Origin of the sequence: Nostoc sp. (assembly GCF_036917155.1) — a bacterium.
In the GTDB taxonomy this organism is placed as follows: Bacteria; Cyanobacteriota; Cyanobacteriia; order Cyanobacteriales; family Nostocaceae; genus Nostoc.
Genome location: NZ_JBALDZ010000147.1, coordinates 32,798 through 59,631 on the forward strand (window position 1 = coordinate 32,798; position 26,834 = coordinate 59,631).

Here is a 26,834-nt window from a genome sequence, read left to right on the forward strand (position 1 = left end):
GTCAACAAGAAAGTCGCGGGTTTGAATCCCCGATTGATAGCGCCGGCGGCAAGCGAGTCAGACGCTCAACATCGGTGAGAGGTTAAGATAATATTACTTTTGTCAATTAGAAATTATGCTTAAAATTTGGAAAGAGCCGAGGTATGAAGTTAACTGTTGTACTGAAATTATGGGTTAAGAATAAATGATGCGTATCAAGATGACGCGTAGGCAAAGCCCAACCTAGGCATCGCCCAATCAAAAATTCTGTTTCTAACCCCGATTTCAGCAATATTTTAAGTACTATTGCTTATTGACAAATTGTATCTGACCTTAACCTCTCACAAATGGACGCTCAAGGATTCGCTTTGCGCGTCGCTATCGAGCGTCAAGATTGCTGACTCCTGAATTCTGTCTTCTGAATTCTTCTTCAATCTGGCTTCTGACTTCTTTTTATCTATTGTTTGAGAAAAACTATGGACTATAATATTTGGTTTCGCCCTTTCGTCTGGATTGATTACCGACTATCAGTATTATTCCTGGTAATTATTCCGCTAATTCTTCTGATTTGGGCATTTGTACAAAAAACGGAAGCCATACAACGCTTATTGACTATATACTGGCGAGTAGCAAGCTTGGTGGCAATCACGATTTACTTAATGATTGCCCAGTATCCAGTTAGCTTTATCTCTGGGTTGATGGCTCGGATTTTGATCGCGATTTCGCTGTGGTTCTGGGTGGATATCAACGATGAAATTGAGTATCAAACCAGTGGTTCTTTGAAATTTATTTTTTCTTCTTGGCGCTGGGCGACAACTGTTTATTGTTTTTTGGGCACACTTGCCTTTATCCCTTTTTTGGGTTGTGCTTTTGCTGGCAATGTACTGAAGACTTCTTATTGTCAAGTCTGGTTCGAGGCTCCGTTGCTATTCAAAGAATATTTTCATGCTAATAGCAAGGCTGAGTTCTTAGGTTTTCTTGGCATAACTAGTTTAGTAATTTATGTGCTTTACTTAAGCTATTTTGTTCTAATTAAGCTGGGCAAACAGGGACGTTCAGCCACACCACAATGAATTCCATTAGCAAGCGACTGGAACAATACACCGCTAAACGCCCCCAAGAAGTCCTAATTGTAACGGTGGAAATTGCTGATGAGCAAGATACAATTGCTATTTTCAAAGGCTTTTCCAGTTCTTTGATGCGTCCAACGGCATTTGATGCAGATGTACCAGTTCTACCAGATGGGGCAAACATCCTCAACATTGACCGAGTAGCCAGTCCTTACAATCCTGAAGCACCCCGTTATATTCAACAAGGACTCTCTTGGGAAGCTATGGAAGCTCTATTATTAGAAGTAGGTGTTTGACTAATTACTAATTCGTAATTCGGAATTTTGCTGTAATTAACTAAAATGCCTACTGCTGCTCAAGTAGCAAGTTTGTATCGTATTAGCTATCAACTGACGTATGAGAAAACTTTAAACAAAATATTGTAAAGATCAAGCTGCTTTTCAAGCATACTTGGACAGGATTAATCAGCGTCCGCGTAGGATTGTTGCAAGCCCCAACGATCCCGATTTTGATGAGAAGGTTCAAGCAGCAAAAAGCCCATAGCCTAAAATAGAAAAATTAGAGGCGTGAGCATGAGGCTATTTCTATGACAGTTCGCCAACCCCGCTATAGCAAAGAAGAATTCGCTCGACGTGGCGATGAGATTTATGAATCTCAGGTGCGCTCACAGGTTGAAGCAGATAATCATGGTAAGATTGTGGCGATCGACATCGAAACCGGAGCTTTTGACCCTGATGGAGGGTTATCAGCTAATGGTGCAAGTATTTGAAGGCGGTCGCGTCGAACTCAGCAAAGTAAACACGGTCTAAATTGCCCGTTGCACGCCGACCGTATTGAGGGAGGTAGAGAGGGAACGTTATTCTAAAGGAAGTAAGCTACAGTTGATGTCTAAATTGCCGTTTAACAAAGTACCGTGGGTTTAAGTCCCCCGGTTCAATAACCGGTAAGTTTTGGGTCGGGGTCTAAATCCCCGTCACAAAACTTACTTGCGACTTGCGACTTGCGACTTGTTTTAAAATTGTCTTTATTTTTGAAGAATTATTTTAACTTTTAAATTTAAAAAATGTCCCGTTCTGGATACACTCTCCCGGTATTTGCGTGCGCTGCTGCTGTTGCAGCTTTACACAGGTTACGCGATCGCCAACCCCTAACTTTAGCATCTATAGATTTAATTGAACCAGATCAAATCGCCGAAATCCCCATTGAACAGGTAGCAGGACTATCTGAGAATACAGTTTTGGCAATTACCCGTAGCGATCCCGGTGATAATCTTGACCTGACTAAAGATACACCGATTTGGGCATTGGTGGAATGGAGAAGAGGGGATGAGGGGGATGAGGAGGATGGGGAAGCAGTAATTATTAAAGGTGGCGAAGGGATTGGTAGGCAATTAAATGCTGATGACAAGCCGGCTATTTATGCTTACGCTCAAAGGCTGTTGCAAGAGAATTTGCAACGAATGCTAGCACCAGGGGAAAAAATCACGGTGACGATTATTCTACCCGAAGGGCGATCGCTTGCTGTTAGAACTTCAAACTCTGCTTTTGGTGTGGTTGAAGGACTTTCTCTCTTAGGCACAACCGGTATTTCTCAACCCTTAAGTACACCAGATCAGCTTGCCGTTTTTCGGGCGGAATTACAAAATAAAGCCAGTCGTTTTGAAACTTTAGTATTTTGTATTGGGGAGAATGGCCTAGATTTGGCGCGTAAACTAGGGATTAATCCTGAACAATTGGTCAAAACTGCTAACTGGCTTGGCCCAATGTTAGTAGAAGCTGATGTGCTGGCTGTGAAAGAAATCTTATTATTTGGCTATCACGGTAAGCTGATGAAACTAGCCGGCGGGATTTTTCACACCCATCACTACTTAGCTGATGGACGGCGAGAAATTTTAGCAGCGCACTGTGCGATCGCAGGTTTAAAATCACCAGATATCCAAGCTGTGTTTAATAGTGCTACCGCTGAAGCAGCACTAACATATCTAAAATCCCTAGATGCTGCAACTGGCAGTGATTGGGTAAATCAAGTTTACAGTGCGATCGCAGAAACTATCGATGTTCGTTCCCAAGAATACATTCAAAGTCATAGCGAAAGCGCCACAAAAGTAACTATCTGCGGCTCTATTCTCTTTGATCGCGATCGCAAAATTATCGTGAAGAGTAAAACTGCTGGTCTGTTGATGGGAAAATTATGTTAATTTATTATGAATAATCGTAAACAATCCAAATAAATAATCTCTTAAGTAACCACTCTAGGGTAGATTTATCGTTTTAATACCATCTCCGACTCCGGTACTTGATAAGCGCACATAAACTCGCGTTTGTCAAGGCTTTCTATACCATTATCAGCCTGTCCAGGTTGAATAATAGCATCTCCATAGACCACAAAGCATCTACTTATCCTTAACAGATATAACTCTTCCGTCATGAATACAGCGGTGACTCTACCAACTGAACAAGCGCCCCAAACATTGGAAAATTTTGGGCGGCTTGATCGTCAATTGATTGTAATTCTGGATTTTGGCTCTCAATATTCTGAGCTAATTGCCCGTCGCATCCGCGAGACTCAAGTATACTCCGAAGTTTTGTCTTATCGCACTACTTCTGAACATTTGCGCCAACTCAATCCTAAGGGAATCATCCTCTCTGGTGGTCCAAGTTCGGTTTATGGTGAGAAGGCTCCCCATTGCGATCCAGAAATCTGGAATTTGGGAATACCCGTCTTGGGTGTTTGCTATGGGATGCAGCTGATGGTAAACCAACTCGGTGGGGAAGTGGCAAAGGCCGAACGAGGTGAATACGGTAAAGCCTCATTATATATTGATGATCCCACAGATTTGCTCACTAATGTCGAAGATGGTACTACCATGTGGATGAGTCATGGAGACTCAGTTACCCAAATGCCATCAGGGTTTGAATTGCTGGCACATACCGAAAATACTCCCTGTGCTGCGATCGCCGACCACGAAAAGAAACTTTACGGGGTTCAGTTCCATCCAGAGGTAGTGCATTCTATTGGCGGAATAGCATTAATCCGTAATTTTGTCTACCATATCTGCGATTGCGAACCCACTTGGACAACAGCAGCTTTTGTCGAAGATGCAGTTCGGGAAATTCGCGCCAGGGTTGGCGAAAAGCGGGTGTTGCTGGCCCTGTCTGGTGGAGTGGATTCTTCTACTTTGGCCTTTTTGCTGTCTAAAGCCATTGGTGAGCAACTGACTTGCGTGTTTATCGATCAAGGCTTTATGCGAAAGTATGAACCAGAGCGATTGGTAAAGCTATTTCAAGAGCAGTTTCACATTCCTGTAGAGTATGTTAATGCTCGCGATCGCTTTTTAGCTGCGATCGCTGATATCACAGATCCAGAAGAAAAACGCCGCCGCATCGGACACGAATTTATCAGTGTATTTGAAGAAACATCCAAGCGCCTCGGTCAGTTTGACTATCTGGCTCAAGGGACTCTTTATCCAGATGTGATCGAATCTGCTGACACCAATGTTGATCCCCAAAGTGGTGAGCGGGTAGCGGTGAAAATTAAGAGTCATCATAATGTTGGTGGTTTACCCAAAGACCTAAGATTTAAATTGGTGGAACCACTGCGGAAACTATTTAAAGATGAAGTCCGCAAAGTTGGGCGTTCCATTGGTTTACCAGAAGAAATTGTCCAACGGCAACCTTTTCCTGGGCCTGGTTTGGCAATTCGCATCTTGGGGGAAGTTACATCTGAGCGATTAAACATTTTGCGCGATGCAGATTTGATTGTCCGCCAAGAAATTAACCAACGCGGTATGTATCATGATTTCTGGCAAGCATTTGCTGTATTGCTGCCAATTCGTAGTGTTGGGGTTATGGGAGATCAACGTACTTACGCTTACCCCATTGTTTTGCGGATTGTTACCAGTGAAGATGGTATGACTGCTGATTGGGCGAGAGTGCCTTATGATGTCCTGGAAGTGATTTCCACGCGGATTGTGAATGAAGTGAAAGGGGTGAATCGGGTGGTTTATGACATCACATCTAAGCCGCCTGGAACCATTGAATGGGAGTAATCAAGTTTTGATATGAATCTTTCATCTAATTCAGATTAGTTGTATTAGTTGAGATTCATATACAGCAGTTTGCAAGTTAACAGTCAAGGATAAAACCTAGTTTACTTCTGACTCCTAATTCCAGACTTGCGGCAGAGCGTCTTCGGGTTTGCTTCAGTTGTATTTCAAAATGACAATGCCGAACTGACTTGTTTTAAGCTTCGGTATTGTCTATTTTTTTGACTTTGGTATTACTACTTTTAATTTTTAAAGTATCGATTAATATCTAAACCTGTTAGTAATAAAGCGGTCATTAATCAGCAAGATTATTCTATAGCAATCCAGTTTGATTTTTGAAAAAATTAAGTATTTGTAGTGCGTTAGTGTTTCGCGTAGCGCACCCTACTAGTGTGGCAAGCAAAAAAATTGTGCATGAGACGTAGGTTGGGTGGAGCGGAGCGCAACCCAACATATATCAGGATGTTGGCTTTGGCAAAGCCTCCACCCAACCGACAATTTTTTTGTAACATTTTAGCCTTGATATGCGACTACGTATATTTTCAAAAATCAAATAGTAGTCGTATAGAACTTCAGCTATTCGTGAAAGGTAATTTTTTAAATATAAAGAAATTTAAACACTAACATAATTTTATCTAGTCAATAATCATAAATACCAGTGAATAACTAATCATCAGTTGGATGGTAGCTAGACAAATTGAGTTATTGTCTAGGAAAATAGGCGCGATCGCAGTAAAATTACCAAAGGTATGGTGACATAAAAAATAACAAGCAGATTATTAGAAATAAGTTTCATTTAATCAACGTTTATGGAGATGTTATGGAACCTGCTCTTCCCCTTGCTGGCTTAAACATCCTCGTAGTTGATGATGATGATGATAGCCGTTTTTACATTACTACCGTGTTGGAAGCTGATGGAGCCGCAATTACGGCAGTTGCATCAGCAGCGGTAGCATTGAAAGTACTACCTGAGTTGCAACCAGATGTCTTGATTTGTGATATTGCAATGCCTGGCGAAGATGGCTACACCCTTATCCGCAAGATTCGGGCGCTGAAGCCTGATATTTATGGAAAACTACCCGCTATCGCCTTAACTGCTTATGGCGATAGCGAGTATCGTAGCCGTGCTTTGGAAGCAGGCTTTCAAACTCATGTGCCTAAACCGGTTGATCCAGGAGAACTAGTTGCGATCGTCGCTAATTTGGTTGCTTCTTATAAAACTTGACACAAAGATACAGGAATTGGGCATTGGGCATTGGGCATAGCTATTCTTCTTGTCCCCCTCATCCCCCTCATCCCCCTCATCTCCCCACTCCCCAGTCCCCACTCCCTCATCCCTTCGTTTCAAAACTAATTTGCTCAGACTTATATGCTGGTGGCTCAACGTGAATTAAAATCCTTACTGGACGGAACCGTTCTTCTAATCGGCTTTCTACTTCTTCGGTGATGTGGTGGGCGGTTTCTACATCTGCTGCATCCACTATTAAATGCATTTCAATGAACACTTGACGACCAAGAACACCGCGAGAAGCGATCGCATGACAGTTAATTACACCTGGAACAGAAGTTGCGATCGCATGTATTGCCTCTGGTGCGATCGCCATTTGATCTACAAGCCCAGGCAAATTCTCTTTTAAAACTGACCAGCCACTCCAAAATACTAACAAGGCCACAGGAAAAGCTAACACCAAATCCATCCATTGATAACCTAGCCAAACTCCTATCAAGCCAGCAATTACAGAGATTGTCACCCAAATATCGCTCATGGTATGTGTAGCATCAGCCATGAGAATTGAGCTACCTACCCGTTTACCTACAGCACGTTCATAAAACGCCACAAAAATATTCACACCCAGCACAATTAGTAATAACCACAACTCAGGTGGCGAGATTCTCACAGGTTCACCACCGCCTTTGAGAATTCGCTCAATTGCTCCTTGCAGAATTTCAAAACAGGCTATTCCTAAAAATGAGGCAATTCCTAGAGCGCCTACTGCTTCAAATTTGTGGTGTCCGTAGGGATGCTCGCGATCGGGTTGTGGAGAAGAAAATTTACTGGCAACTAATCCTAAAACATTGTTGGCGCTATCTGTCACACTATGCAAAGCATCAGCTAGCAAACTCAAAGAACCTGTCCAGTAGCCCACAAGTGCTTTTAATCCCAGTACAAACAGGTTGAGCAGTAGGGTAATAATTAAAACTTTTCGTACTTCGGCGCGGTTATCGTAAGTCATAGATAATTTATCACATCAAGTTCTATGACTTCTAATGTAGACCTCAAAATACAAATAAACACAAATAAAGTGTATCAAAGTCTTACACAGTAAGAATTAAATATCTCTATAGTCTCTATATTTTAGAGCAATTTATTGAGATTCTTTTTAATTAACAGCAGCTAAAAGCTGGATAGCTGTTACTAATTGCTTTACATATAAACGCATATTTTTAGCATTAATTTCAAGAATATTTTCATTAATTTCCAGTGCCAGAATCACTTGTAACTTCACAGTGTCCCATAAGTGGTTGGTTGTGCTATCGAACCAAAGAGCAAGACGGCGACGAGTAGCTTGAAACATAGTTATGAATTATAAATCTTCGTGCTTTTCAACTAAATATGCAATAACGGTATTTTGCAAGTTTGCATAGTAATCACCAGTAATAGTACTCAAAAATATCAATCAACTTTTATTAAATAGGGGAATTTTACCGATGTCCATTATATGTTAAAGCGTTTACAGTTTTGTTGCAGTATATTTACTAAATTTATTGCCAAAATAAAGTAGATATTAAGCGTCAACCCTAATTTGAGTAAGCTAATCGTCATTCATTTTCCGGAATTATTCGCTTGTAGTAAGCGGCTCCAGCCATGCTTTTAATGCAACTTAAATGCTCATGAGCTTCTAAGCAGGTTTTATTAATAAAAACTCAGAATTAATTGGAGATTAAATTAGTTGCAATACTGCTCGATTAAGAAGATCAATATGCTCTAAAGCCTATGAAAAAAAATCCAATTAAATCCAAAGGTGTTTATTAATGATAAACAAGATTAATTATACATTTTTACTCAAATGTCTAATATCACCATTGCTTGTATTCAAAATTGTATTTTTAATATATACATCTGCTTTTGCTTCAGACTTAGATATTATAAATAAGTCTCAACTATCAGAATTAACCTCAAGAGATGTAGTAGAATTACAGCAAGATTTTAGCGATTTTGAAGCTTTGACAAAAGTAACAGACTTAGCACCAATAGCTAGTAATTCTAAACCTTTTCCTCCTGATAAATTAGTGGAAATTGAGGTGACACCAAACTTATCTGGAGTTATTTCAAACTCGCCTCAAGAGATTAGTGTTTGGGAGCTAGTCAATAAGCAGACACCCCCAGTATCTCAAAATCCAAAAGACTTACCCCTCGTTGCAGAATTAGACCAGAAACCATCAACAGAAAAACCTCAAATAACTCTACCAACTGATCCAAATTACAAGATCCCGCCGAGAATTGCTCCTAAAGAGAGAATTAACCCATTTACAACCACTCTCCCACTGAATGGTATACCCATTAGCCACTTAACAAATTGGGAGATTTTTGGAGGTAGCAGTTTTGGAGATGATCGCAACGTCACATTTGATGTGAATGGAATTTTTAAACTCAATAGCCAAATTCAGGAGAGTTTAACTAGAAATAACATTTATACGGTAGACCAAAAAGGCACTTATTTACAACTACAAACGGTTAGACAATCTAGAGAAGTGACAGTTATGAGAAAAGAACCACAAACTCTATTCGGTACACAAATCCAAATGAGTTTGACAGCTTCTTGTCTTTTTCCAGGAACTTCTGCTAATCAGCAATGTACATACACTCCTGGTTTGGTAACTGACAGAAATAGTATTGATCCTAACTTTTTTGTGCCAACCCACATTTTCCAAACGGCTAATGTGGGTGATGTTGTGACTCCAGCATCCTTGGCAGCTATGAGTCAACCTGGCTTTCAAATGGGAGCAAATGGTCAAAGAGTTGGTGTAGATTTCTACTTTCCTAATGCTGGCGCTTTGCCTGGGAATAGCCAAGGAAACACACCTTTTTATACTAGAGAAGAAAGTACTGAAAATACGCCAACAACTTTTTATTCGACAGTTAGACAAGTTGTCAGAGCGAATGATACAAAAGCTGTTATTGGTCGGACAATTCGCGGTTATGGATTAATCTTAAATGACGACAATACACTACTTAACTCAGCTTTGCAGCTAGGTAATTTTCTTTTGCCTGATGCTAATCCACAACTTCAAGGTGGGGCCAATTCAGTTAATCCAAATATCAACAAAAATTTATTTTTAGCTGCGAATAATACTAGGCTTCCTGTAAATAGCTTTACCTTTTATCAGGCAGGTATTGGAGAAGCGAGAAGCCCAGCAGCAAATATCACAAGTTTGAATCAAATTCCTAGTGCAAGTTTTAATAGTATCTGGTTTGGGATTTCACCAGTAGTACTCCATAGTATTGAACCAGTTGTTCGTTATGAACCTACTGGACCTATTAATATTTTGGCACAAGCGGGTGCTGAAGGAGGAGTTAACTCAAATGTTGCTGTAGCGTCTATTGTAAATGGGGCAGTTTATTCTCCTGCGACCCTGCAAAATTTTTACGCGCAAATTTATCTAGAAGATTTTCAACAAAATGTCAATTTTGCTAACGGTAGCAAACTTACAGAAAAAACCGTTTATTACCCACATATTAGCTTTAGTGGAAATATCACAAGAACAGCAGATGTTTTGAGATACTATGCAGGTGTAATTAGTGGAGATACAATTAAAGCTTATCTTGGTACAGACTTTACTCACAGTACATCAAATGGTTGGACTTATTCGGTGGGAGGTATCGGTTATGTTAACCCAGATTATGATTACTATAGTCAATTAACAGGTAGTATTATCAAAAAAATACCCTTAAGTCGGACTAGCAATCTTGTTTTCTCAACTGGGTTAAATTATGCTCTTGACCAGCAAACGACAATTGGTCAAACCTTGAGTATTGTTCCTGGCAGTTCGCTCACACTAGGAGCGAGGACAAATATTGGCCCTATTTCTTTTGGGTTAGTTAACTATTTTGGTGATGTTTTACCGAATTCCATTGGAAATACGTTTTTAGTTGACTTTGATATTAACTTTAGTAATAATCTTCGATTTTCGGCGTATTACACCCCCATTAATGAAAATACCAGTCGCTCTCGGTATGGATCTACAGTGCAATGGAAATTGGGTAGAGACTACAATAGTCCAACGCTAAATCTGTCTTGGACTAACAATGAATATAATTATGGAACAGACTCGGCTGGAAATAACTTTAATGTCACTGATAACGTCTTCACAGTACTATTTAAAGTTGGATCTCCCCGTAATCCATTTGACCAACAAACTGCTGAACGGTTAAGGAGAGGAATCGATCAGGGGGCTGAACAATTACAAAATATAGAACGCAACAGACAAGACTTGGAAGAACAAAAACCCCAACCAGCAGTACTCTAGTACCGCAGAGCGGAAGTGAACTACTCAGACTTGCCTGCGGCTGAAGTCTGAGCTTCTGTAATCACAGGGGAATGCCGAAACTTAGACTTTCGCCCAAGATTAGGACTTACATCCCCTCCTACAGCAGAGACGGCTGATAGCGCAGCGTTAGCGAGTCTTCTCCCTTGGCGTTAGCCTCTCCCTTTGGGAGAAGGGGAGACGCCAAGGGCGAACGAGCGTCACCTTCCGCCTTTATCATTCTGATACCTTCGGCTCTAATATGAGACTGTTGGTCAATTAACGGTGGGTTTGACCCCTCACCCCTAAAACATTGGTTTGGCGTTGCTTTCCCGCCCTGAAATAAATTTCGGGCTAAGAGCTACTGTCCGTTGAAACGAACCCAAATCAGAGTAATGAGGAATGATGGGTTAGACCCCCTATTAATTCGCCAACAGAGTCATTATATTCGCCGAAAACTTTTCAAACAACCTCTTAGAGGTTGTTTGAAAAGTGGTTGGCTGTGATTTTAGGTACTTATTGATCCCCCCTAACCCCCTTTAAAAAGGCTACGGTGTATACACAAGTTATCGAATAACAACCAGTCTGTCGAATTACCCTACCCTAACCTTCTTTCAAGGGTAAGGTTTGGGGAGGGAAAGAGATTTCTGATTTCCCCCCAATATATCGGGGGGATTAAGGGGGGTAGTTCTGGGATACAGGGGGAAACAGACTTGTGTAGATGCGGTTTCTAAGCGCCCTTTTAACTAAAGTTTGATAAGCTCGTCGCCACTAGTAGTCCCGATTTGGATTGTGGTGTTGGAACTGAACTGATTAATCTGTGCAGTACCTAGTGCTGTATCTGGTGTACCGACGATTTGAGCAGTTGCGGGATTTCCTAAGTTAGTTATGGTAATTGCACCGCCAGAACCTAAAGCATAGGCTGAATTGGCAATACCACTAGCGGTATTAGGAGCATTAAAAGCGGCGGCGGCGGCATCATTTTTGCCAGTTGCAGCAGATTGAGCAACTCCAGTAACTACACCAGATTCCAGTGTAAATGCCACTGCTCCAGCAGCACCACCTTCTCCGGCTATAGCTATAGAAGTTAGACTAAATATGCTAGTAAGAACAGTGAACAATAGTGCTAGTTGATGTGTACAATTCATGCTTATTATTCATTGTTGGTTAATTAAGCAAAATACTTAGATTAACCATCGTAATTTACCTATAAATTGCGAACTGTTCATTTATAGGAATACTATATGGTTATCTGGTTTTTGCTAATCCAATGAATATAGCTGATAACAATCTGGTGATTTTCACCTAGTTTGTCAAGAAACCTATAAGTTTTTACTAGTAATTATGAAGATGTATAAACAAAGGCTGCAAAAGCAGCCTTTATGTCTTTTGCAGCCTTTATTTATTCCAGGCTTAGAACTACTGGAGTATATTTGAAAACTTGGGATACACCCTTAAGATAGCTTTTTGATTCACCTTGACTATCTAACTAAATATGTCTTAGCTCAGATGATGATTAGTTTTTAGCCTATGGAAGGCTTGTGACTACGGCGCTAGAAGAAGTACCAAGTTGAACACTCGCAATATCACTTAAAACGTTAGCTTGTGGAGTACTAAGCGTTGTTGAAGACTCTGACGTGACTATAAGACCTGCCAATAGAGGATTTCCAAGAGCCGTAAAAGCTACAGTACCACCAGTTCCCACAGCATAGGCTGAGTTAGCGACTCCAGTAGTGGTAGTAGGATCATTAAACGCAGCAGCAGTGGCCGTCTCTTTACCGACAGCAGCAGCTACAGCTACACCTGTTACACCACCACTACTATTAATTGTAAATGCAGCAGCACCAGCAGCGCCACCTGCACCAGCAGCCATAGCGCCAGAAGCTAGACCAAAAACACTAGTAGCTGTAGCAACAAAAGCGATCGCAATTTTTATGTTGAATTTCATAACTAAAAAGCTCCTTTCTCAACTTAGGAAAATAATCGAAATTTATACAGCAAAAAGTGCCGAACAAATCTATGAAATGTAGTTTGTAGCCTATGGAAGGGTTGTGACTGCGTTGCCAGTAGAAGTACCAAGTAGAACACTTGCAGCATCACCTAAAACGTTACCTTGTGCAGTGCCAAGGGTTCCCGTCTCTGCCGTGACTGTAAGACCCGCAGTTGCTGGAGTTCCAAGAGTTGTAAAAGCTACAGTACCACCAGTTCCCACAGCATAGGCTGAGTTCAGGACTCCGGTGGCACTAGTATTAGGATTGTTAAACGCAGCAGCAGTGGCCGTCTCTTTACCGACAGCAGCAGCTACAGCTACACCTGTTACAGCAGTACTATTGATGGTAAATGCAGCACCACCAGCAGCACCACCAGCACCAATCGCCATAGCATTAGAAGCTAGACCAAAAACACTAGTAGCTGTAGCAACCAATGCGATCGCAAGTTTTGTGTTGAATTTCATAACTAAAAAGCTCGTTTCTCAATTTAGGAAAATAATCGAAATTTATACAGCCGAAAGTGACGAACAAATCTATGAAATGTCCTTGAAACCGAAGTTGTTAGATGGTCAACTTTTTGCTGATGTAACCAATTTATTCCTAATTACTAGATATTGAGAGCAGAGAATCTACGGAAACGCAGCATTAATTATTACCATATAAGATATAAGCAGAAGAGTATAAATACTGTTACCTATGCTATTCAATCCATGTGTAAACTTAGGGGTTTTCGTCCATTTTGTTTTACCTATTCAATAGACATCTCCAGAAATTAAATATGCGTTATCCAGAGTCCTTGTAGAGACGTAGCAGTGCTACGTCTCTACATTCATTTTCACCAGATGTCTAATGTCTGTATGACAGTTGTAAGTAGCAATGCTTACCAACTTTCGTATTCTGGAAAATTAAATCTCAAAAGCACCACAGGTATGAGTTTAGACTAAGCACCCGCTAGTAGTCTGTCAATAAATAATTGATGGATAAATTCCTTGTAGAGACGGCGATTTATCGCGTCTCTCTAACCGTCAAAATGAATTTGACAGACGACTAGATGGGTTACCAAGCCCCTTCGGGGCGGGAACAGGGAACTCTTAACAGGGAACAGAAAAAAAATTAGCCCCGAATACAGGGTTTAAAGCCCCTAAATTTATTTATGAAAAGAGATAAAAATATTTGAAACGAGATGGCGTCAGCCACGATGTTTCAATGTGTCCTTGTACAAATCCCCTGATTTTAATTATGGGGATTTCCCTGTTGCCTGTTGCCCGTTCCCTGTTCCCTTTTAAAGAATCTATACCTCAAAGTCCAATGCCTAATCCCTAAAGATTAATGATTGGAGCAATGATAGTTGGCACTTGCTGCAAATTTGTTTGATAAACCTTAACTAGTCGCTCAATCCCTTTGAAACGATAATCTCCCATTTCTTGGAAGTCTGAGGGTTGTGAAAGCATTTTATGGGTGGCTTCACTAATCACACATTCACTAGGAGGACAAACTGCTTCCATACGAGCGGCAAGATTAATTGTCGCGCCTAATGCCGTATAATCTACCCTTTGGGAACTACCGACATCTCCCACCACAGCTTTACCGCTATTAATTGCAATGCGTAATTGCAGGGGTTCGTGCCAAAAACCATTGGCATTAAGATGTTCGAGGCGAGTAAGCATTCCCTTGGCAGCGGTAACAGCGCGATCGGCGTGATCTAGTTGCGGTTCTGGAGCGCCAAAAAATGCCATAATACAATCGCCAATATATTTATCTAAAGTGCCGCCGCAAGTAAACACTTCTTTTAGCATTTCTTCAAATAAATTATTTAATAGTTGAGCGATCGCAGTTGGTGTTAACTGTTCAGAAATTGCTGTAAAGCCAACCAAATCCGCAAACAAAATACTGATTTCGCTCTCGGCGGGAGCTAAACGGCCACCCGGTAATCCGCCTACAGAGATTAACTGCTGTACAACTGCTGGAGAATGATAACGTTCTAGTCGGTGACGAATCATCTCTTCAGTTTTGAGTTTCTCTACTAATAGCCAACGCTGCACACTTGAAGCCACAAGGTTTGCTAAAGCTGAGAAAAAGCTCAATTCTTCCTCGCCTTCGTTAGCCCAATGGTAAGAAGAAAAGTTGGCATCGGCATATAGTACACCTACAACTTTATTTTCATCCCATAAAGGCACAGCCATCGCGCTGCGAATGCCTTTGACTAAAATACTCTGTTCACTCGCAAACCGTTCATCCTGATGAGTATCACCAGTTTGAATGACGACTTTTTCTTCAAATACCTTTTGGCAGATACTACGACTAATCCAACTACCATCAGCGGGGAGATTTTTCTGTTGAGAAATATTTCTAGTAGCAGCATTCACTAATTCCAATTGGCCGCAACCGTTGACATCAATTAATAATGCCAAGCGATCGATACTATCAAGGTAACGAAAAACTACCTGCTGTACTTGAGAAAAAATCTCTTCTATAGACGCTGCTGCACAGAGATTTTTCGCTATGTCTACTAAATCTTTGAGACGGGCAATGGTTTTGTCCTTGTTGCTGATGTTGCCATCCTTGCTATCAGCTGCAATCCATTGCTGTTGTAGTTGTTCGACATTGTGAAGAATTGTTCTTTGCTCATTAATGTCTGAGATTCCAGTATACCCAGGTGTCGGTTGAGAAACAGGACTTGTGAGCAGTACTACCAGGCTAACATTGCCCAGCCAAATGATATCGCCGTGATGTAACTCTTGGGGATAATTAACAAGATATTTATTAACTTGCGTTCCATTTTTGCTGCCCATATCCTCAATAGTCCACACACCGTCAGCTGTTTTCACCAGGCGAGCATGGTTGCGGGATACTCCAGCAAAAGGTAAGTACAAGTTACATTCCGGCAAACGACCAATTGTAAATACATTTTGGTCAACTGCGATCGTTGTCTCGTTATCTCCCTCTTGTAGGCGTAGTGTGAGTTCAGTCATGGGTGTGATAGATCCATCGAAGCTAGAGGTCAAACAACTCTAAGGTTAAGTTATACCCTACAGGTTAACCTTAGCTTTGCTTTATGACACTGTTAAATGCATTCCGACAACTGCATGTGACAGATATTACATTAAATAATGCTCTTGTGATGGAGCGATCGCATCTGTGACATCACCTGAAAAAGTAGCATATCAAATAGTTTTGATCTACTACCACCCAGATGTCACTGAAGCCGAGTGTCCAGATTTTTGGAACGCTACTCACCTACTACCCAAAAATGGGCTGAAAATGCTTGTAATCTAATTAGGTGGTAATTCTAAACTAATTTCACCCAACAACCCTTTGCGAAAATCTGTTAAAAGTTGTCTTGCAGCTCGCTCTATATCACCTTTGTAACGATGCTCCGCTAAGGCGTGTAAATAGGTATCTCCGGTGTCTGATGTCGAATCAAGTTGGTAACGAGACTCTAATGGTTTTTTTGGTAATAAATCTGCGGCTACAGCGTCCAAATAGTTAAGTAAATCCACTAGGGCTGCTGCTACTAGCTGGTTATCGTAAGATGCTTCACCGATATCATCACAAATAGCTAATTTTAATGCTGCGTCTTGGTCTTCTAATCTTAGAGGGATGACACCAGGAGCATCTAGCAATTCCAAATGTTCGGAAATTCGCACCCAGCGTAGTTGACGAGTTACCCCAGGACGGGCGGCACTTTCTACTACTCGCCGTCCCAACAGGCGGTTAATTAAAGCTGATTTACCGACATTGGGAAAACCAATCACCACAGCCCGCACTGGACGGGGTAACATCCCGCGATCGCTTCTTCTTTGATTGAGTTCTACCCCAGCGGCTTGTGCTGCCCGTGCTACTTCTGCTATACCTTTACCATGTTGAGCGTTGGTAAAATAGGGGACTTCTCCTTGACGTTTAAACCAATCGATCCATAGCGATCGCATTTGTGGCGTAATCATATCTACTCGGTTAAGTATCAAGACCCGTGTTTTACCTTCCACCCACTCCCCTATTTGGGGATGGTGAGTCGCTAAGGGAATTCGGGCATCTCGTACCTCAAATACTACATCTACGCGCTTCAGCTGTTCTTTGAGCTTCCTTTCGGCTTTCGCAATGTGACCTGGATACCATTGAATCAGGTTTAATCTATAGTTTTGAGTTATGGCCATATTTGATTTCTACAAGCCGCACATTCGTGATTTTTAGTCATGAGTTAGGCGCTCCATATTCTGTTAAGATTATCATACTAGCGAAAACCAATTCTTACCCACGATAACTAAAGATATGGAGTTCTACTAGGAAATAGATATTTTTTATCAATACTCTAGTGGGTAAAATCTTTAAGGTACAGAGGTTAAACATACTTAAACTTTTTAGGTACTTGTTTAAAAGTCGCCGTCGGTGCTAGGGACGCTCTAAACGCCTGTGCAGAACTTGTAAGACAAGCGAGCAATTCAGGCACAGATCGTTGAAGCAGGAATCACACGACTTCAAGTCGTGTGAGGTTCAATATTAACTATTAATTACTCATTATCGCCAATAAGAGAATTTGGGACTGGGAATTGGCGGAGAATAATAACTCCTAACTCTTTCTTGTACAGACGCGATTCATCGCGTCTCTGCTTCTAACTCAGCACTCTCTTGGGCTTGATGTAAAATGAGGCGATTACCATCAGGGTCATAGGCATAAATTTCTTTGCCGTGGGAAGCAATGGAAATTTCTCCTGGTGGAGGATAGCCCAAATATCTTAGGTGAGCGATCGCATCTTCTAAGTTGCCCACCTCTAAACACAAACTTATCTTACTTTTGGTGTAGAAATAAAGTGGTGCAGGGGTCGTAGTTTTGGCGGTTCCCGTCGTTAGCGCAGCGTTAGCGAGTCCTAGAGTGTCACTCTCAAACCCGGAAGGGTTGTCGTTAGACATCGCTTCAAATTCAGATTCGTTTGTGTTCTTTGGTTGAAAAATACCTAATCGCATACCAACCAAATTAAACTCAGCATAGACATTCGGTGTCAAAAAAACTGGCTTTTGCTCCAATAGTTTAGTATAAAAATTTACTAAATTCTCCCAATTAACCGATGCTATGGTGACAAATGCATTGGTGTACTGTAAAACCATATTTACCTATCGCCCTTTGGACTTTTTTAATTATATTTTTGACTTTGCTTGAAAAATAAGTAAGTATTAACACTAGTGATATTGAAACGAAGTGATTATAAGTAATCGGACAGAAATATTTACGAAAAAGATAAGGTTCAAAGCCGTACTTCGTCCCGCTACGCGCTTTCGCCCGCAAGTGGCGCGATAGCTCCCTTGCTCCCTAGCTTCCTTGGTTGAAGCCCCACCCGCAAGTGGCGTGGTTTTTCTCCTCTGCTCCCCTGCTCCCCTGCTCCCCTGCTCCTCTGCTTTTTCACACATTAGATTTTAGAGGCTGTTTGAAAAGTCTAATTTAATACCAGCCCTGGCGAATATAATTCGCGGCTACACAGACGAAACCCACCTCCGTGGGTTGAAGACATTGATTTTGTGTTAGTCCGCAGAGGCGGACAATGCCAGTGTAGTAGCGAATTATATTCGCCCAAAATTTTTCAAACATCCTCTTAGGCTACATCAGGGTTTCAGGTCGAAATTTATGTGATTAATTTTGTCTTACTACTTAATGAATCAAAAATGAAACGTTCAAATCGCCTTGCTTGGATAGGAGCGATCGCTTGTGCAATTTGAGTGATATTATGTGCAATTAAATAGCTTTGGTAATTCTATTTGATTTGCAAATACCTAGAGCCTCAGATCCCTAACTTATTAAAGAAGTCAGGGATATTTTTGTTCTGGTATTACTGATGACATTGCTGGAAAAACATATATAGTAGTGCCTATACGCAAAGCAGGTTGTCATTAGTAATTGCAACGCTATGTTAATTAATGAATTAAGAGATATTAATTTTATTATTTTTCCTGATTGGTCTAATTTAGAAACTGCGATCGCAGAAGACTTGATGAATGTTCTCAGAACTCTTTCCACACATCCAGCTAGACAAGATATAACACTGCTAATTGATAGTCAAAGTTTATCTGATGAATTACAAGATAATGCTAACTCATTACTTTTTGAAACAGTTCTGAAACTTAGTTTAGAAGAGGCTATCTCTGAAGACTTGAATGTAGGGTTTACAGGTCAGTTAACCACCCAAGAATGGTCTATTATTAAATCATTAATTAACTTTTGTATCCCAATTAATAACGAAGATCGCTACATTATCCAGCAGCAAGAAATTGCACAAGTTCCTAGATGTGACTTGTCAGAAATTAAACAGCAAACTATTTATGAAGCGGCTCGGCTAGAATCTTGGCACAGATGGGGTGACTATTTCGCGGACAGTGAATCTCCTGAAAACGCTATCCCATATTACAGCAAGTATTTATCCAGTTGTCCACACCAGATTAGCTATTATCTGAAGCTGAGTAATATTTTGTATAAAACTGACCAGATGCAAGCGGCTATCAAAACATTGCGAAATGGTATTAGCAATTGCCCTCAAGCAGAAGAACTCTATTACTGGCTGATTATTCGTCTAAAGCAAAGCCACAACTATCTGGAAGCTCGTAACTTCGCTCAACAGGTTACAGATAAGTTTCCTGAAAACTACGTATTTAAGGTATTGAGCTATCTTATGCTCCCAGAAGTTTATCATACTCCTCAAGAAATTGATATCTATCGGGCATGGTTTCAGGATGGGCTAGAAAAGCTGACTCAAGAAATAACAATGAATAACCCCGACGAACAGAAAAAAGCTTTAATAGGAATCAGCCATCATACCAATTTTTTTCTTGCATATCAGGCAAAAAATGATCTGGTGTTACAGCAGCAGTATGGACGGCTAGTTCACCAAATTATGGCGGCAAATTATCCGCAATGGAGTCAGAGGCGTCCGACTTCTTCTATTAGCAACAATCAAAGAATTAAAATTGGCTATCTTTCCTATTTTTTATGTAGCTGGAGTGGAACAGTTTTATTCTTAAACTGGCTAAAATATGCAGATAATCAAAAATTTGAAATTTATTCGTATCACATAGGGCATCAAATTGATACTGCTACTCAATTATTTCAGTCTTATAGTAAAAAGTTTTATCATTTGCCGAATAATTTAGAACAGGTTTGTCAACAAGTTATTGACGATCGCCTTGATGTGTTAATTTTTCCAGAATTAGGCATGGATGCCACAACACTATGTATTGCTGGACTCCGTTTAGCACCGATTCAATGTATGGCTTGGGGGCAACCTGTCACTTCTGGACTACCCACCATTGACTATTTTTTATCTAGCCAACTGATGGAGCCTCTGAATGGCCAATATCACTACACCGAAAGCCTTGTACGTTTGCCTGGTGTTGGGATTTCCTATCCTACTATCAAAGTTGACTCAGTTCGCCGCAACCGATTATTTTTTGGATTACGAGAAGATGCGATCGTCTACATCTCTAGTCAAGCTGCCTATAAATATCTACCGCAGTACGATTACATTTATGCAGAAATTGCCTGTCAAGTTCCCAATACTCAGTTTATGTTCCTGCGCTCTGGGATTTCTCAAGAACGTCTGAAACGGGCATTCGCGGCTGTAGGGTTAGATAGTCTTGACTATTGTGTATTCTCTCCTGTTCTACCGCGTGATGATTACTTTGACTTGCTTTGTTTGGCAGATATTTACTTAGATACCTTCGACTGGGCGGGTGGTAACACAACACTGGATGCGATCGCCTGTCATTTACCGATTGTCACTTGTCCTGGTGAGTTTATGCGCGGACGTCATTCTTATGGTTTCTTGCAAGCTATCGGTGTAACACAGACAATTGCAGATGATACTTCGCAATATATTCAGATTGCAGTGCGATTAGCTGTAGATATTGATTGGCGATACTCAGTTCGTGAAGCCCTAAAACTCTCAAGCAACGTTCTATTTGACAATCCCACTGCTACCCAAAATTTAGAAGCATTCATCAAGCAGGCGATCGCTTTGAAAAACTAAAGCAAGTATATTTTGACTTTATCTAAAAAATAAGTAAGTATTAACACTAGTAATATTCAAAGGCAATGAAAGTCGAAAATGAAACGTCCAAATCGCCTTGCTTGGATAGGAGCGATCGCACTCGCTGCGATCGTTTTACTTAGTTTGTTTACGGCTCCTAATAATACTAAACTTAATGCTGGTTCTACTTATAACCACGCCCCTAATGGCTATGGTGCTTGGTATGCTTTTATGCAACAGCAGGGAGTTTCTATTAAACGCTGGCAAAAGCCTTTTAGTGATATTCAGCCAGAGAATAGCCCAGTTACCCTCCTCCAGGTAGGCGGGGGTACTATACTGGGTAGTCAAGAGCGTGAATGGGTAGAAAAAGGAAATACTTTGGTAATTTTGGGTGCGGGGGCGCGGGTTACTGAAGCGGAGTTTAGCACTATGCAAAAATCTCCCCAAGGTAATATCAAAATTGATACACGTAGACGATATAAAAAAGCTAAACAAGAGCAAGTTGATTTAGGCGATCGCTTTGGTGCTGTTGTCTGGAAAGAAAATTACAAAGAGGGAAAAGTAATTTTTTCTACCACTCCTTATTTAGCCGCCAACGCCTACCAAGATAATTTAAGTAATTTCAAGTATCTAGCTAGTCTAGTGACTGAAAAAAATAACACAATCCTTGTCGATGAATACATCCACGGTTACAAAGATGCCGATGTCAGGAAGAAAGAAAACGAAGGAGATTTATCTAGCTTTTTTGCTAAAACTCCTTTATTGCCAATATTGGTGCAGGTAGGTATCCTGCTATTGGTGCTAACTTGGGCGCAGAATCGCCGCTTTGGGAAGCCAGTAGCTTTAGATACACCAGTTACAGATAACAGCGAGGCATACATCCAAGCTTTAGCTGGAGTCTTACAGAAAGCTGATACCACCGACTTTGTTGTAGAGATGGTGGGTAAACAAGAACAACTACAACTCCAAAAAGCCTTGGGATTAGGACAAATACTTTTAGAACGTGAAGCCTTGATCAATTTTTGGATAGAAAAAACAGGTGTAAGTGCAGCAGAACTAGATGCAGTTTTAAAGCTACAATTTCGCAAACAACCCATCAGTGAACAAGACCTGTTAAGCTGGTTGGGGAAATGGCGAACCATTAGATTAATTCGTAATTAATTTTTGGAATTATGCATAATATCTTTGCGTGAGTTATTTATCAACATGTCGCGCCAGGATTAAGAGACTTGCTGCGCCGAAGTTTCTTAATCCTGGCGCTCCGGGACTGGGGACTGGGGGGACTAGGAAGAGTTTTCTTCTCTACGAGACGATGCGCGAACAAAACTTGGGTAGTGGTCTGAATCCCCGAACAATTTTCCCAGTCCCCAGTCCCTAATCCCCAGTCCCTTTTTCAATAAAAAATATGAGCGAAACCCATCCGATCTTAATTCGCCTTGGTCAAAGTCTTAATCAAGTAATTGTCGGACAATCTAGCCTAATACAACAACTTTTAGTAGCACTGCTAGCAGGTGGACACGTAATTTTAGAAGGAGTACCGGGAACTGGTAAAACTCTCCTAGTAAAAGTGTTGGCGCAGTTAATTCAAGGTGAGTTTCGCCGGATTCAATTAACACCAGATGTTTTACCTTCAGATATTACTGGTACAAATATTTTTGATTTGAATAGCCGCAATTTCACTTTGAAAAAAGGGCCAATATTTACTGAAGTGCTGCTAGCAGACGAAATCAACCGTACTCCTCCCAAGACACAAGCGGCGCTACTAGAAGCAATGGAAGAGATGCAGGTAACGCTGGATGGTGAAAGTTTGCCCTTACCAGATTTATTTTGGGTGATTGCAACCCAAAATCCCCTGGAATTTGAGGGTACTTATCCCTTACCAGAAGCGCAGTTGGACAGATTTTTATTTAAGCTGGTGGTAGATTACCCCGACCAAGCTGCTGAGAAACAAATGTTACTCAATCGTCAGGCGGGTTTTGCAGCAAGGCGTTTGGATATTAGCCGTTTAAAACCAATTGCAACAATCGCTGACATTTTACAAGCACGACAAGCAGTCAAAGAAGTTAAAGTATCAGAAGCGATCGTTGATTATTTGTTGGCGTTGGTGAGAACATCGCGTCAATATCCTGATTTAACTTTAGGCGCATCACCTCGCGCCGCCTGTGCTTGGTTGCAGACGTCTCAAGCCCTAGCATGGTTAGCTGGAAGGGATTTTGTCACCCCAGATGATATTAAAGCAGTTGCATCACCACTACTACGTCATCGCCTCATTTTGAAACCAGAAGCAATGCTGGATGGTTTACAAATTGATGCCGTAATTGCCTCGGTAATTAATCAAGTACCAGTTCCAAGGTAAATAGAACTTACACAAAAACTCTCTGAAACTCTCATTCCTCCGTGTCGCGCCAGTTGCTTCTCCTGTCGGAGACGCTACGCGTAGCAAGATCCCCGCAGGGAAGTCGGGGAACCGCAAGGGCGCAATGGCTTCTCTGCGTCCTCTGCGGTTTGATTTCTAAATCCGACCATTATTAGGTAAACCTTGCTGGTTGCTTGGCTCTTTACGAGATTGCGATTGAGTATACATATAGGTTACTAATGCTAAAGTCAGTCCAATGGCCAAGATCACTCCCAGAATTCGCCAGAAATTGGGAGTAATCCTCGCAGCTAGCTGCTCATTTAGCCTTGGTTGGTAAATAGTGTCATCCGTTCGCACTTGTGGTTTGCCTTGATGAGATGCAGGTCGCGGTTGATACAACGTCACATCTGGCGGTACTTGTGGTCTGCCTTGATTAGATGATGGTCGTGGTTGAAACAACGTCTTATCTGGTGGTATTTGTGGTCTGCCTTGATTAGATGATGGTCGTGGTTGAAACAACGTCTTATCTGGTGGCACTTGCGGTCTGTCTTGATTAGATGTTGTTCGTGGTTGATACAACGTTTTATCTGGTGGTACTTGCGGTCTGTCTTGATTAGATGCTTGTCGTGGTTGATATAACGTTTTATCTGGTGGCACTTGCGGTCTGTCTTGATTAGATGCTTGTCGTGGTTGATATAACGTTACGTCTGGTTTACTGGTGTTTGGATTATTCACAGGACTCTGTTGATTTTGCTCAACTGGGTTAAACGGTCTGGGAACAGTTTCGTGATTTGAACCTTGGTTGTATCCAGCCTGAAGAGGAGGAACAGTTTCTTCAGATTGGTTTTGCTCAATCGGGTTAAACTGTCTGGGAACAGTTTCGTGATTTGAACCCTGATTGTACGCAGGTAGAGGACGCAGAATGGTGTCGTCGTTCGATTGTCTGGGAATAGTTTCGTGATTTGAACCTTGATTGTACGCAGATGGAGGACGCAGAATGGTGTCGTCGTTCGATTGTCTGGGAATAGTTTCGTGATTTGAACCTTGATTGTTGGAAGATTGCGATCGCCCAGTAATCTGTCCGGGTACACTAGTATTGTCTGTAACAAATTTGGCGGCAGATTGCAAAGCTTGACTGAGTTCTTCTACAGTTGCAAATCGGTTAGCTGGGTTTTTGTGGAGGCATTTCATCACCACGGCTTCCAATTGTACGGGTAAATGCTCACATCCTGGTTGCGATCGCAGTGGTTTTGGTGGCTCATAAGCATGAGCTAATACCCAAGAAGCCTCACTGATATGACTACCCTTAATGCTGATTCCAAATGGGTCAGCTGCACTCAGCATTTCATAGAGGATAATCCCTAAGCTGTAAATATCGCCCCTGGCATCCAGGTTTTGATCGCTTTGGATTTGTTCAGGAGGTGCGTAACGAAACGTACCGATAAATGTACTAGTTATATTTGTAATATTGGAATTTTCTGAAGATTCACTACGAATTTTGGCAACACCAAAATCTAAAACCTTGACCCACTCTCCCAAATCTGTAGGCGTCAGAAATATATTATCTGGCTTTAAGTCGCGGTGAACTACCTGAATATGCTCAGTAGTTTTGCCGCCTTCCCGTTGCAGAGTTACTCCTTGATGGGCAAGCTGTAGACCCTTACAAACTTGCGCCATAATCTTCACCGTCCGCTCAACAGATAGCCGCTTTTCGCGTAGCAGTAATTGTCTGAGCGTTTGCCCCCGCAAATATTCCATCACATAAAATGGAAAACCTTCTGGAGTTACACCACAGTCACTAATTTTGACGATGTGATCGCTTTGCAAAGCAGCACAAACTGCCACTTCACGCTCAAAACGCTTTCTCATTTCTTGTGATGCCACCAGCGTATCTTTGAGCAACTTCAAAGCTACCTGCTGACCGACACGGGTATCCGTTGCCAGGAAGACTTCTCCCATGCCACCCCCGCCTAACCGTCTGTCTAAACGGTAGCGCTGGTTATCACCTACTAAGCGACCATTCCAAGAATTTGAAGAAGGTGGGGATTTCATCTGGGGCAACCCATCTTAGTTACGTTAAAGTTTTTACTTTAGTCAGAGATAATACTAGTATTACAAATCTTTTACTTGCTTCGTAGGTTAGATGATTATTTGTAATATATGCTACTAGTTATTTGTCTATTATACTCAGCTTAACATAAAACTAATGCTAGCAATTTGATAAAATGTTTAAAATTAAGACCTATGGCAGTTGAAATTTGTTCCTGATGTGAAGTTAACATGAAGAGTGCTGAGTGCTGAGATGAAAGACCGCGCCACAAGAGGCGGGGTATCAACCTCCAAACGAATTGTTGATTCCGCTTGACTTCGGGCGGGGCTTTTACCATAGTGCAAAAGTACTAAGTATTCAATCTTCTTTACTCAGCACTCAGCACTCAGCATGGTAAATGCTAATACACCGCATTATTGCAGAATTGATACTTAAGAATTACGAATTATGTCTAAATCTCACTCATCTACCGTTATTTTTAAAGATAAACTTTTTTGTATCCGTGATGCTATATTGCAAGTTTCTGATCTACTAAACTGAATAATAAACCTATGTTTGCTCAGTTACACAAGAAGCATGGCGCAAGTTTCGCCGTAATCGTCAGGCGATGTTTGGTATTGTAGTTTTGCTAATTATAGTGTTAAGTGTTTTGTTTGGACCATTTATTTATAATATTCCCATCAACAAAATTGACTTTGCTAAATCTACTCTTTCTCCCAGTTGGGCGCATCCATTTGGTACTAATGATTTAGGTCAAGATATATTAGCAAGAGTGTTGTATGGCGGACGAATATCGATCGCAGTGGGAATTTTTTCGATGTCAGTAGCCATAACTCTCGGTACACTCATCGGCGCACTCTCTGGTTTCTATGGTGGCTGGCTGGATATTGCTTTGATGCGTTTGACAGATTTGTGTTTAGCTTTACCACGGCTACCATTATTATTACTGGTAATATTTTTGTTTCGGGATGCGATTAAAGCGATCGCTGGCCCAGAACTAGGTATATTTGTATTAATAGTACTGGTGATTGGCGGACTCAACTGGATGTCTGTAGCCAGATTAGTCCGAGCCAGTTTTTTGACAGTGCGGGAGTTAGAATTTGTCACAGCAGCACGCGCCCTTGGTGCTTCCCCTAGTCGATTAATTTGGATTCATATTTTGCCCAACGTGATTAGTCCAGTACTAGTTGCTGCTACTCTTTCAGTAAGTACTGCGATCGTTACGGAATCAACTCTGAGCTTTTTTGGTCTAGGTTTTCCCCCTGATGTCCCAACTTGGGGACAAATGCTCTATGAAGCACAAAACTTTTAGAATTTGCTCCCCACATGGTTATTTTCCCTGGCACAGCAATATTTCTTACTGTGCTAAGTATCAACTATATAGGTGATGCTCTCAGAGATGCTCTCGATCCTCGATTATCGTAAAGGGGACTGGGGATTGGGGACTGGGGATTGGGGACTGGGGACTGGGGACTGGGGACTGGGGATTAGTAGTCTGTCAATAAATAATTGACGGATAAGTTTCCTGTAGAGACGGCGATTTATCGCGTCTCTCTAACCATCAAAATGAATTTGACCAAATAAGTCGCGGCGTGCAAGCCCCTAAATTCTATTTATGGGGCAATACGGTTCAGTTAAGGCTAAAATCCTTTTTTTAAACCCACATTCCGCACTTCATTTTGTAACACAAAGCTTAGTAATAATAAATACATATTTTTAATGTATAAATACATAAATCATTGGGTGATTAATATAAACAGTATGATAAAAAATACCAACTGTTTGAAATCCTAATAGTATTGATAGTA

At 41.2% G+C, this 26,834-nt stretch carries 21 protein-coding genes and 1 pseudogene; 12 read left to right on the forward strand and 10 right to left on the reverse strand.

The genetic code is table 11. From position 1 onward, the window contains the following. Positions 1 to 455: 455 nt before the first annotated feature. The 5 genes and pseudogenes from V7K67_RS19985 to cbiD all read left to right on the forward strand — a co-directional run bounded on the left by V7K67_RS19985 (position 456) and on the right by cbiD (position 3,246). Complete coding sequence (locus tag V7K67_RS19985) at positions 456 to 1,052, forward strand: DUF3177 family protein (protein WP_334733227.1); 597 nt, start codon at positions 456 to 458, stop codon at positions 1,050 to 1,052. After that, positions 1,049 to 1,345, forward strand: a complete 297-nt coding sequence (locus V7K67_RS19990) for a DUF7734 family protein (protein WP_334708320.1) — start codon at positions 1,049 to 1,051, stop codon at positions 1,343 to 1,345. Before V7K67_RS19985 ends, V7K67_RS19990 begins: the two co-directional genes overlap by 4 nt. Before the next feature lie 139 nt (positions 1,346 to 1,484). Beyond that, positions 1,485 to 1,592: pseudogene (locus V7K67_RS34465) on the forward strand (DUF6887 family protein); the annotation flags it as partial. 43 nt (positions 1,593 to 1,635) lie between these two features. Next, complete coding sequence (locus tag V7K67_RS19995; RefSeq protein WP_334733228.1) at positions 1,636 to 1,818, forward strand: hypothetical protein; 183 nt, start codon at positions 1,636 to 1,638, stop codon at positions 1,816 to 1,818. A gap of 294 nt (positions 1,819 to 2,112) precedes the next feature. Beyond that, complete coding sequence (cbiD, locus tag V7K67_RS20000) at positions 2,113 to 3,246, forward strand: cobalt-precorrin-5B (C(1))-methyltransferase CbiD (RefSeq protein WP_334733229.1); 1,134 nt, start codon at positions 2,113 to 2,115, stop codon at positions 3,244 to 3,246. A 65-nt stretch (positions 3,247 to 3,311) separates the two neighbouring features. On the opposite strand, the gene V7K67_RS20005 is transcribed toward cbiD, so the two are convergent. Beyond that, on the reverse strand, positions 3,312 to 3,476 hold the full coding sequence (locus tag V7K67_RS20005) for a hypothetical protein (RefSeq protein ID WP_335168061.1): 165 nt from the start codon (positions 3,474 to 3,476) through the stop codon (positions 3,312 to 3,314). On the opposite strand from V7K67_RS20005, the gene guaA reads away from it, so the two are divergent. Continuing rightward, entirely contained in the window at positions 3,475 to 5,097 is a 1,623-nt protein-coding gene (gene guaA, locus V7K67_RS20010; protein ID WP_334733231.1) for a glutamine-hydrolyzing GMP synthase, read from the forward strand. The genes V7K67_RS20005 and guaA overlap by 2 nt on opposite strands. An 817-nt stretch (positions 5,098 to 5,914) precedes the next feature. After that, positions 5,915 to 6,319: a response regulator gene (locus tag V7K67_RS20015; protein ID WP_334733232.1), complete on the forward strand. Its 405-nt coding sequence runs from the start codon at positions 5,915 to 5,917 to the stop codon at positions 6,317 to 6,319. Between the two features lie 106 nt (positions 6,320 to 6,425). Here V7K67_RS20015 and V7K67_RS20020 read toward each other — a convergent pair whose 3' ends face one another. Both V7K67_RS20020 and V7K67_RS20025 read right to left on the reverse strand, forming a co-directional pair. Continuing rightward, a complete protein-coding gene (locus V7K67_RS20020) occupies positions 6,426 to 7,328 on the reverse strand; it encodes a cation diffusion facilitator family transporter (protein WP_334732453.1) in 903 nt (300 codons plus the stop codon). Between the two features lie 147 nt (positions 7,329 to 7,475). Continuing rightward, positions 7,476 to 7,670, reverse strand: a complete 195-nt coding sequence (locus tag V7K67_RS20025) for a hypothetical protein (RefSeq protein WP_334732454.1) — start codon at positions 7,668 to 7,670, stop codon at positions 7,476 to 7,478. A 457-nt stretch (positions 7,671 to 8,127) separates the two neighbouring features. Between V7K67_RS20025 and V7K67_RS20030 the strand changes: the two genes are divergently transcribed. Beyond that, positions 8,128 to 10,623: a hypothetical protein gene (locus tag V7K67_RS20030; RefSeq protein WP_334732455.1), complete on the forward strand. Its 2,496-nt coding sequence runs from the start codon at positions 8,128 to 8,130 to the stop codon at positions 10,621 to 10,623. A gap of 743 nt (positions 10,624 to 11,366) precedes the next feature. On the opposite strand, the gene V7K67_RS20040 is transcribed toward V7K67_RS20030, so the two are convergent. The 6 genes from V7K67_RS20040 to V7K67_RS20065 all read right to left on the reverse strand — a co-directional run bounded on the left by V7K67_RS20040 (position 11,367) and on the right by V7K67_RS20065 (position 17,714). After that, complete coding sequence (locus V7K67_RS20040) at positions 11,367 to 11,768, reverse strand: hypothetical protein (protein ID WP_334732456.1); 402 nt, start codon at positions 11,766 to 11,768, stop codon at positions 11,367 to 11,369. A 380-nt stretch (positions 11,769 to 12,148) separates the two neighbouring features. Then, positions 12,149 to 12,568 (reverse strand): hypothetical protein, encoded by a 420-nt coding sequence (locus V7K67_RS20045; protein ID WP_335168065.1) that lies wholly within the window; start codon positions 12,566 to 12,568, stop codon positions 12,149 to 12,151. A gap of 90 nt (positions 12,569 to 12,658) precedes the next feature. Beyond that, positions 12,659 to 13,075 (reverse strand): hypothetical protein, encoded by a 417-nt coding sequence (locus V7K67_RS20050; protein WP_334732458.1) that lies wholly within the window; start codon positions 13,073 to 13,075, stop codon positions 12,659 to 12,661. 855 nt (positions 13,076 to 13,930) lie between these two features. After that, on the reverse strand, positions 13,931 to 15,583 hold the full coding sequence (locus tag V7K67_RS20055) for an adenylate/guanylate cyclase domain-containing protein (RefSeq protein ID WP_334732459.1): 1,653 nt from the start codon (positions 15,581 to 15,583) through the stop codon (positions 13,931 to 13,933). A 300-nt stretch (positions 15,584 to 15,883) separates the two neighbouring features. Beyond that, the gene (gene ylqF, locus V7K67_RS20060; RefSeq protein WP_334709671.1) at positions 15,884 to 16,765 is read right to left on the reverse strand and encodes a ribosome biogenesis GTPase YlqF; all 882 of its coding nucleotides are present in this window, start codon (positions 16,763 to 16,765) and stop codon (positions 15,884 to 15,886) included. Between the two features lie 439 nt (positions 16,766 to 17,204). After that, positions 17,205 to 17,714, reverse strand: a complete 510-nt coding sequence (locus V7K67_RS20065) for a VOC family protein (RefSeq protein ID WP_334732462.1) — start codon at positions 17,712 to 17,714, stop codon at positions 17,205 to 17,207. 794 nt (positions 17,715 to 18,508) lie between these two features. On the opposite strand from V7K67_RS20065, the gene V7K67_RS20070 reads away from it, so the two are divergent. The 3 genes from V7K67_RS20070 to V7K67_RS20080 all read left to right on the forward strand — a co-directional run bounded on the left by V7K67_RS20070 (position 18,509) and on the right by V7K67_RS20080 (position 22,976). After that, the gene (locus tag V7K67_RS20070) at positions 18,509 to 20,620 is read left to right on the forward strand and encodes an O-linked N-acetylglucosamine transferase, SPINDLY family protein (protein WP_335168070.1); all 2,112 of its coding nucleotides are present in this window, start codon (positions 18,509 to 18,511) and stop codon (positions 20,618 to 20,620) included. A gap of 78 nt (positions 20,621 to 20,698) precedes the next feature. Beyond that, complete coding sequence (locus V7K67_RS20075; RefSeq protein ID WP_334732464.1) at positions 20,699 to 21,781, forward strand: DUF4350 domain-containing protein; 1,083 nt, start codon at positions 20,699 to 20,701, stop codon at positions 21,779 to 21,781. Between the two features lie 244 nt (positions 21,782 to 22,025). Further along, complete coding sequence (locus V7K67_RS20080) at positions 22,026 to 22,976, forward strand: AAA family ATPase (protein WP_334732465.1); 951 nt, start codon at positions 22,026 to 22,028, stop codon at positions 22,974 to 22,976. A 156-nt stretch (positions 22,977 to 23,132) separates the two neighbouring features. Here the strand turns inward: V7K67_RS20080 and V7K67_RS20085 are convergent, their stop codons facing one another. Further along, positions 23,133 to 25,028, reverse strand: a complete 1,896-nt coding sequence (locus V7K67_RS20085; RefSeq protein ID WP_334732466.1) for a protein kinase domain-containing protein — start codon at positions 25,026 to 25,028, stop codon at positions 23,133 to 23,135. A 605-nt stretch (positions 25,029 to 25,633) separates the two neighbouring features. On the opposite strand from V7K67_RS20085, the gene V7K67_RS20090 reads away from it, so the two are divergent. Further along, on the forward strand, positions 25,634 to 26,338 hold the full coding sequence (locus V7K67_RS20090; protein ID WP_334732467.1) for an ABC transporter permease: 705 nt from the start codon (positions 25,634 to 25,636) through the stop codon (positions 26,336 to 26,338). Positions 26,339 to 26,834 lie beyond the last annotated feature (496 nt).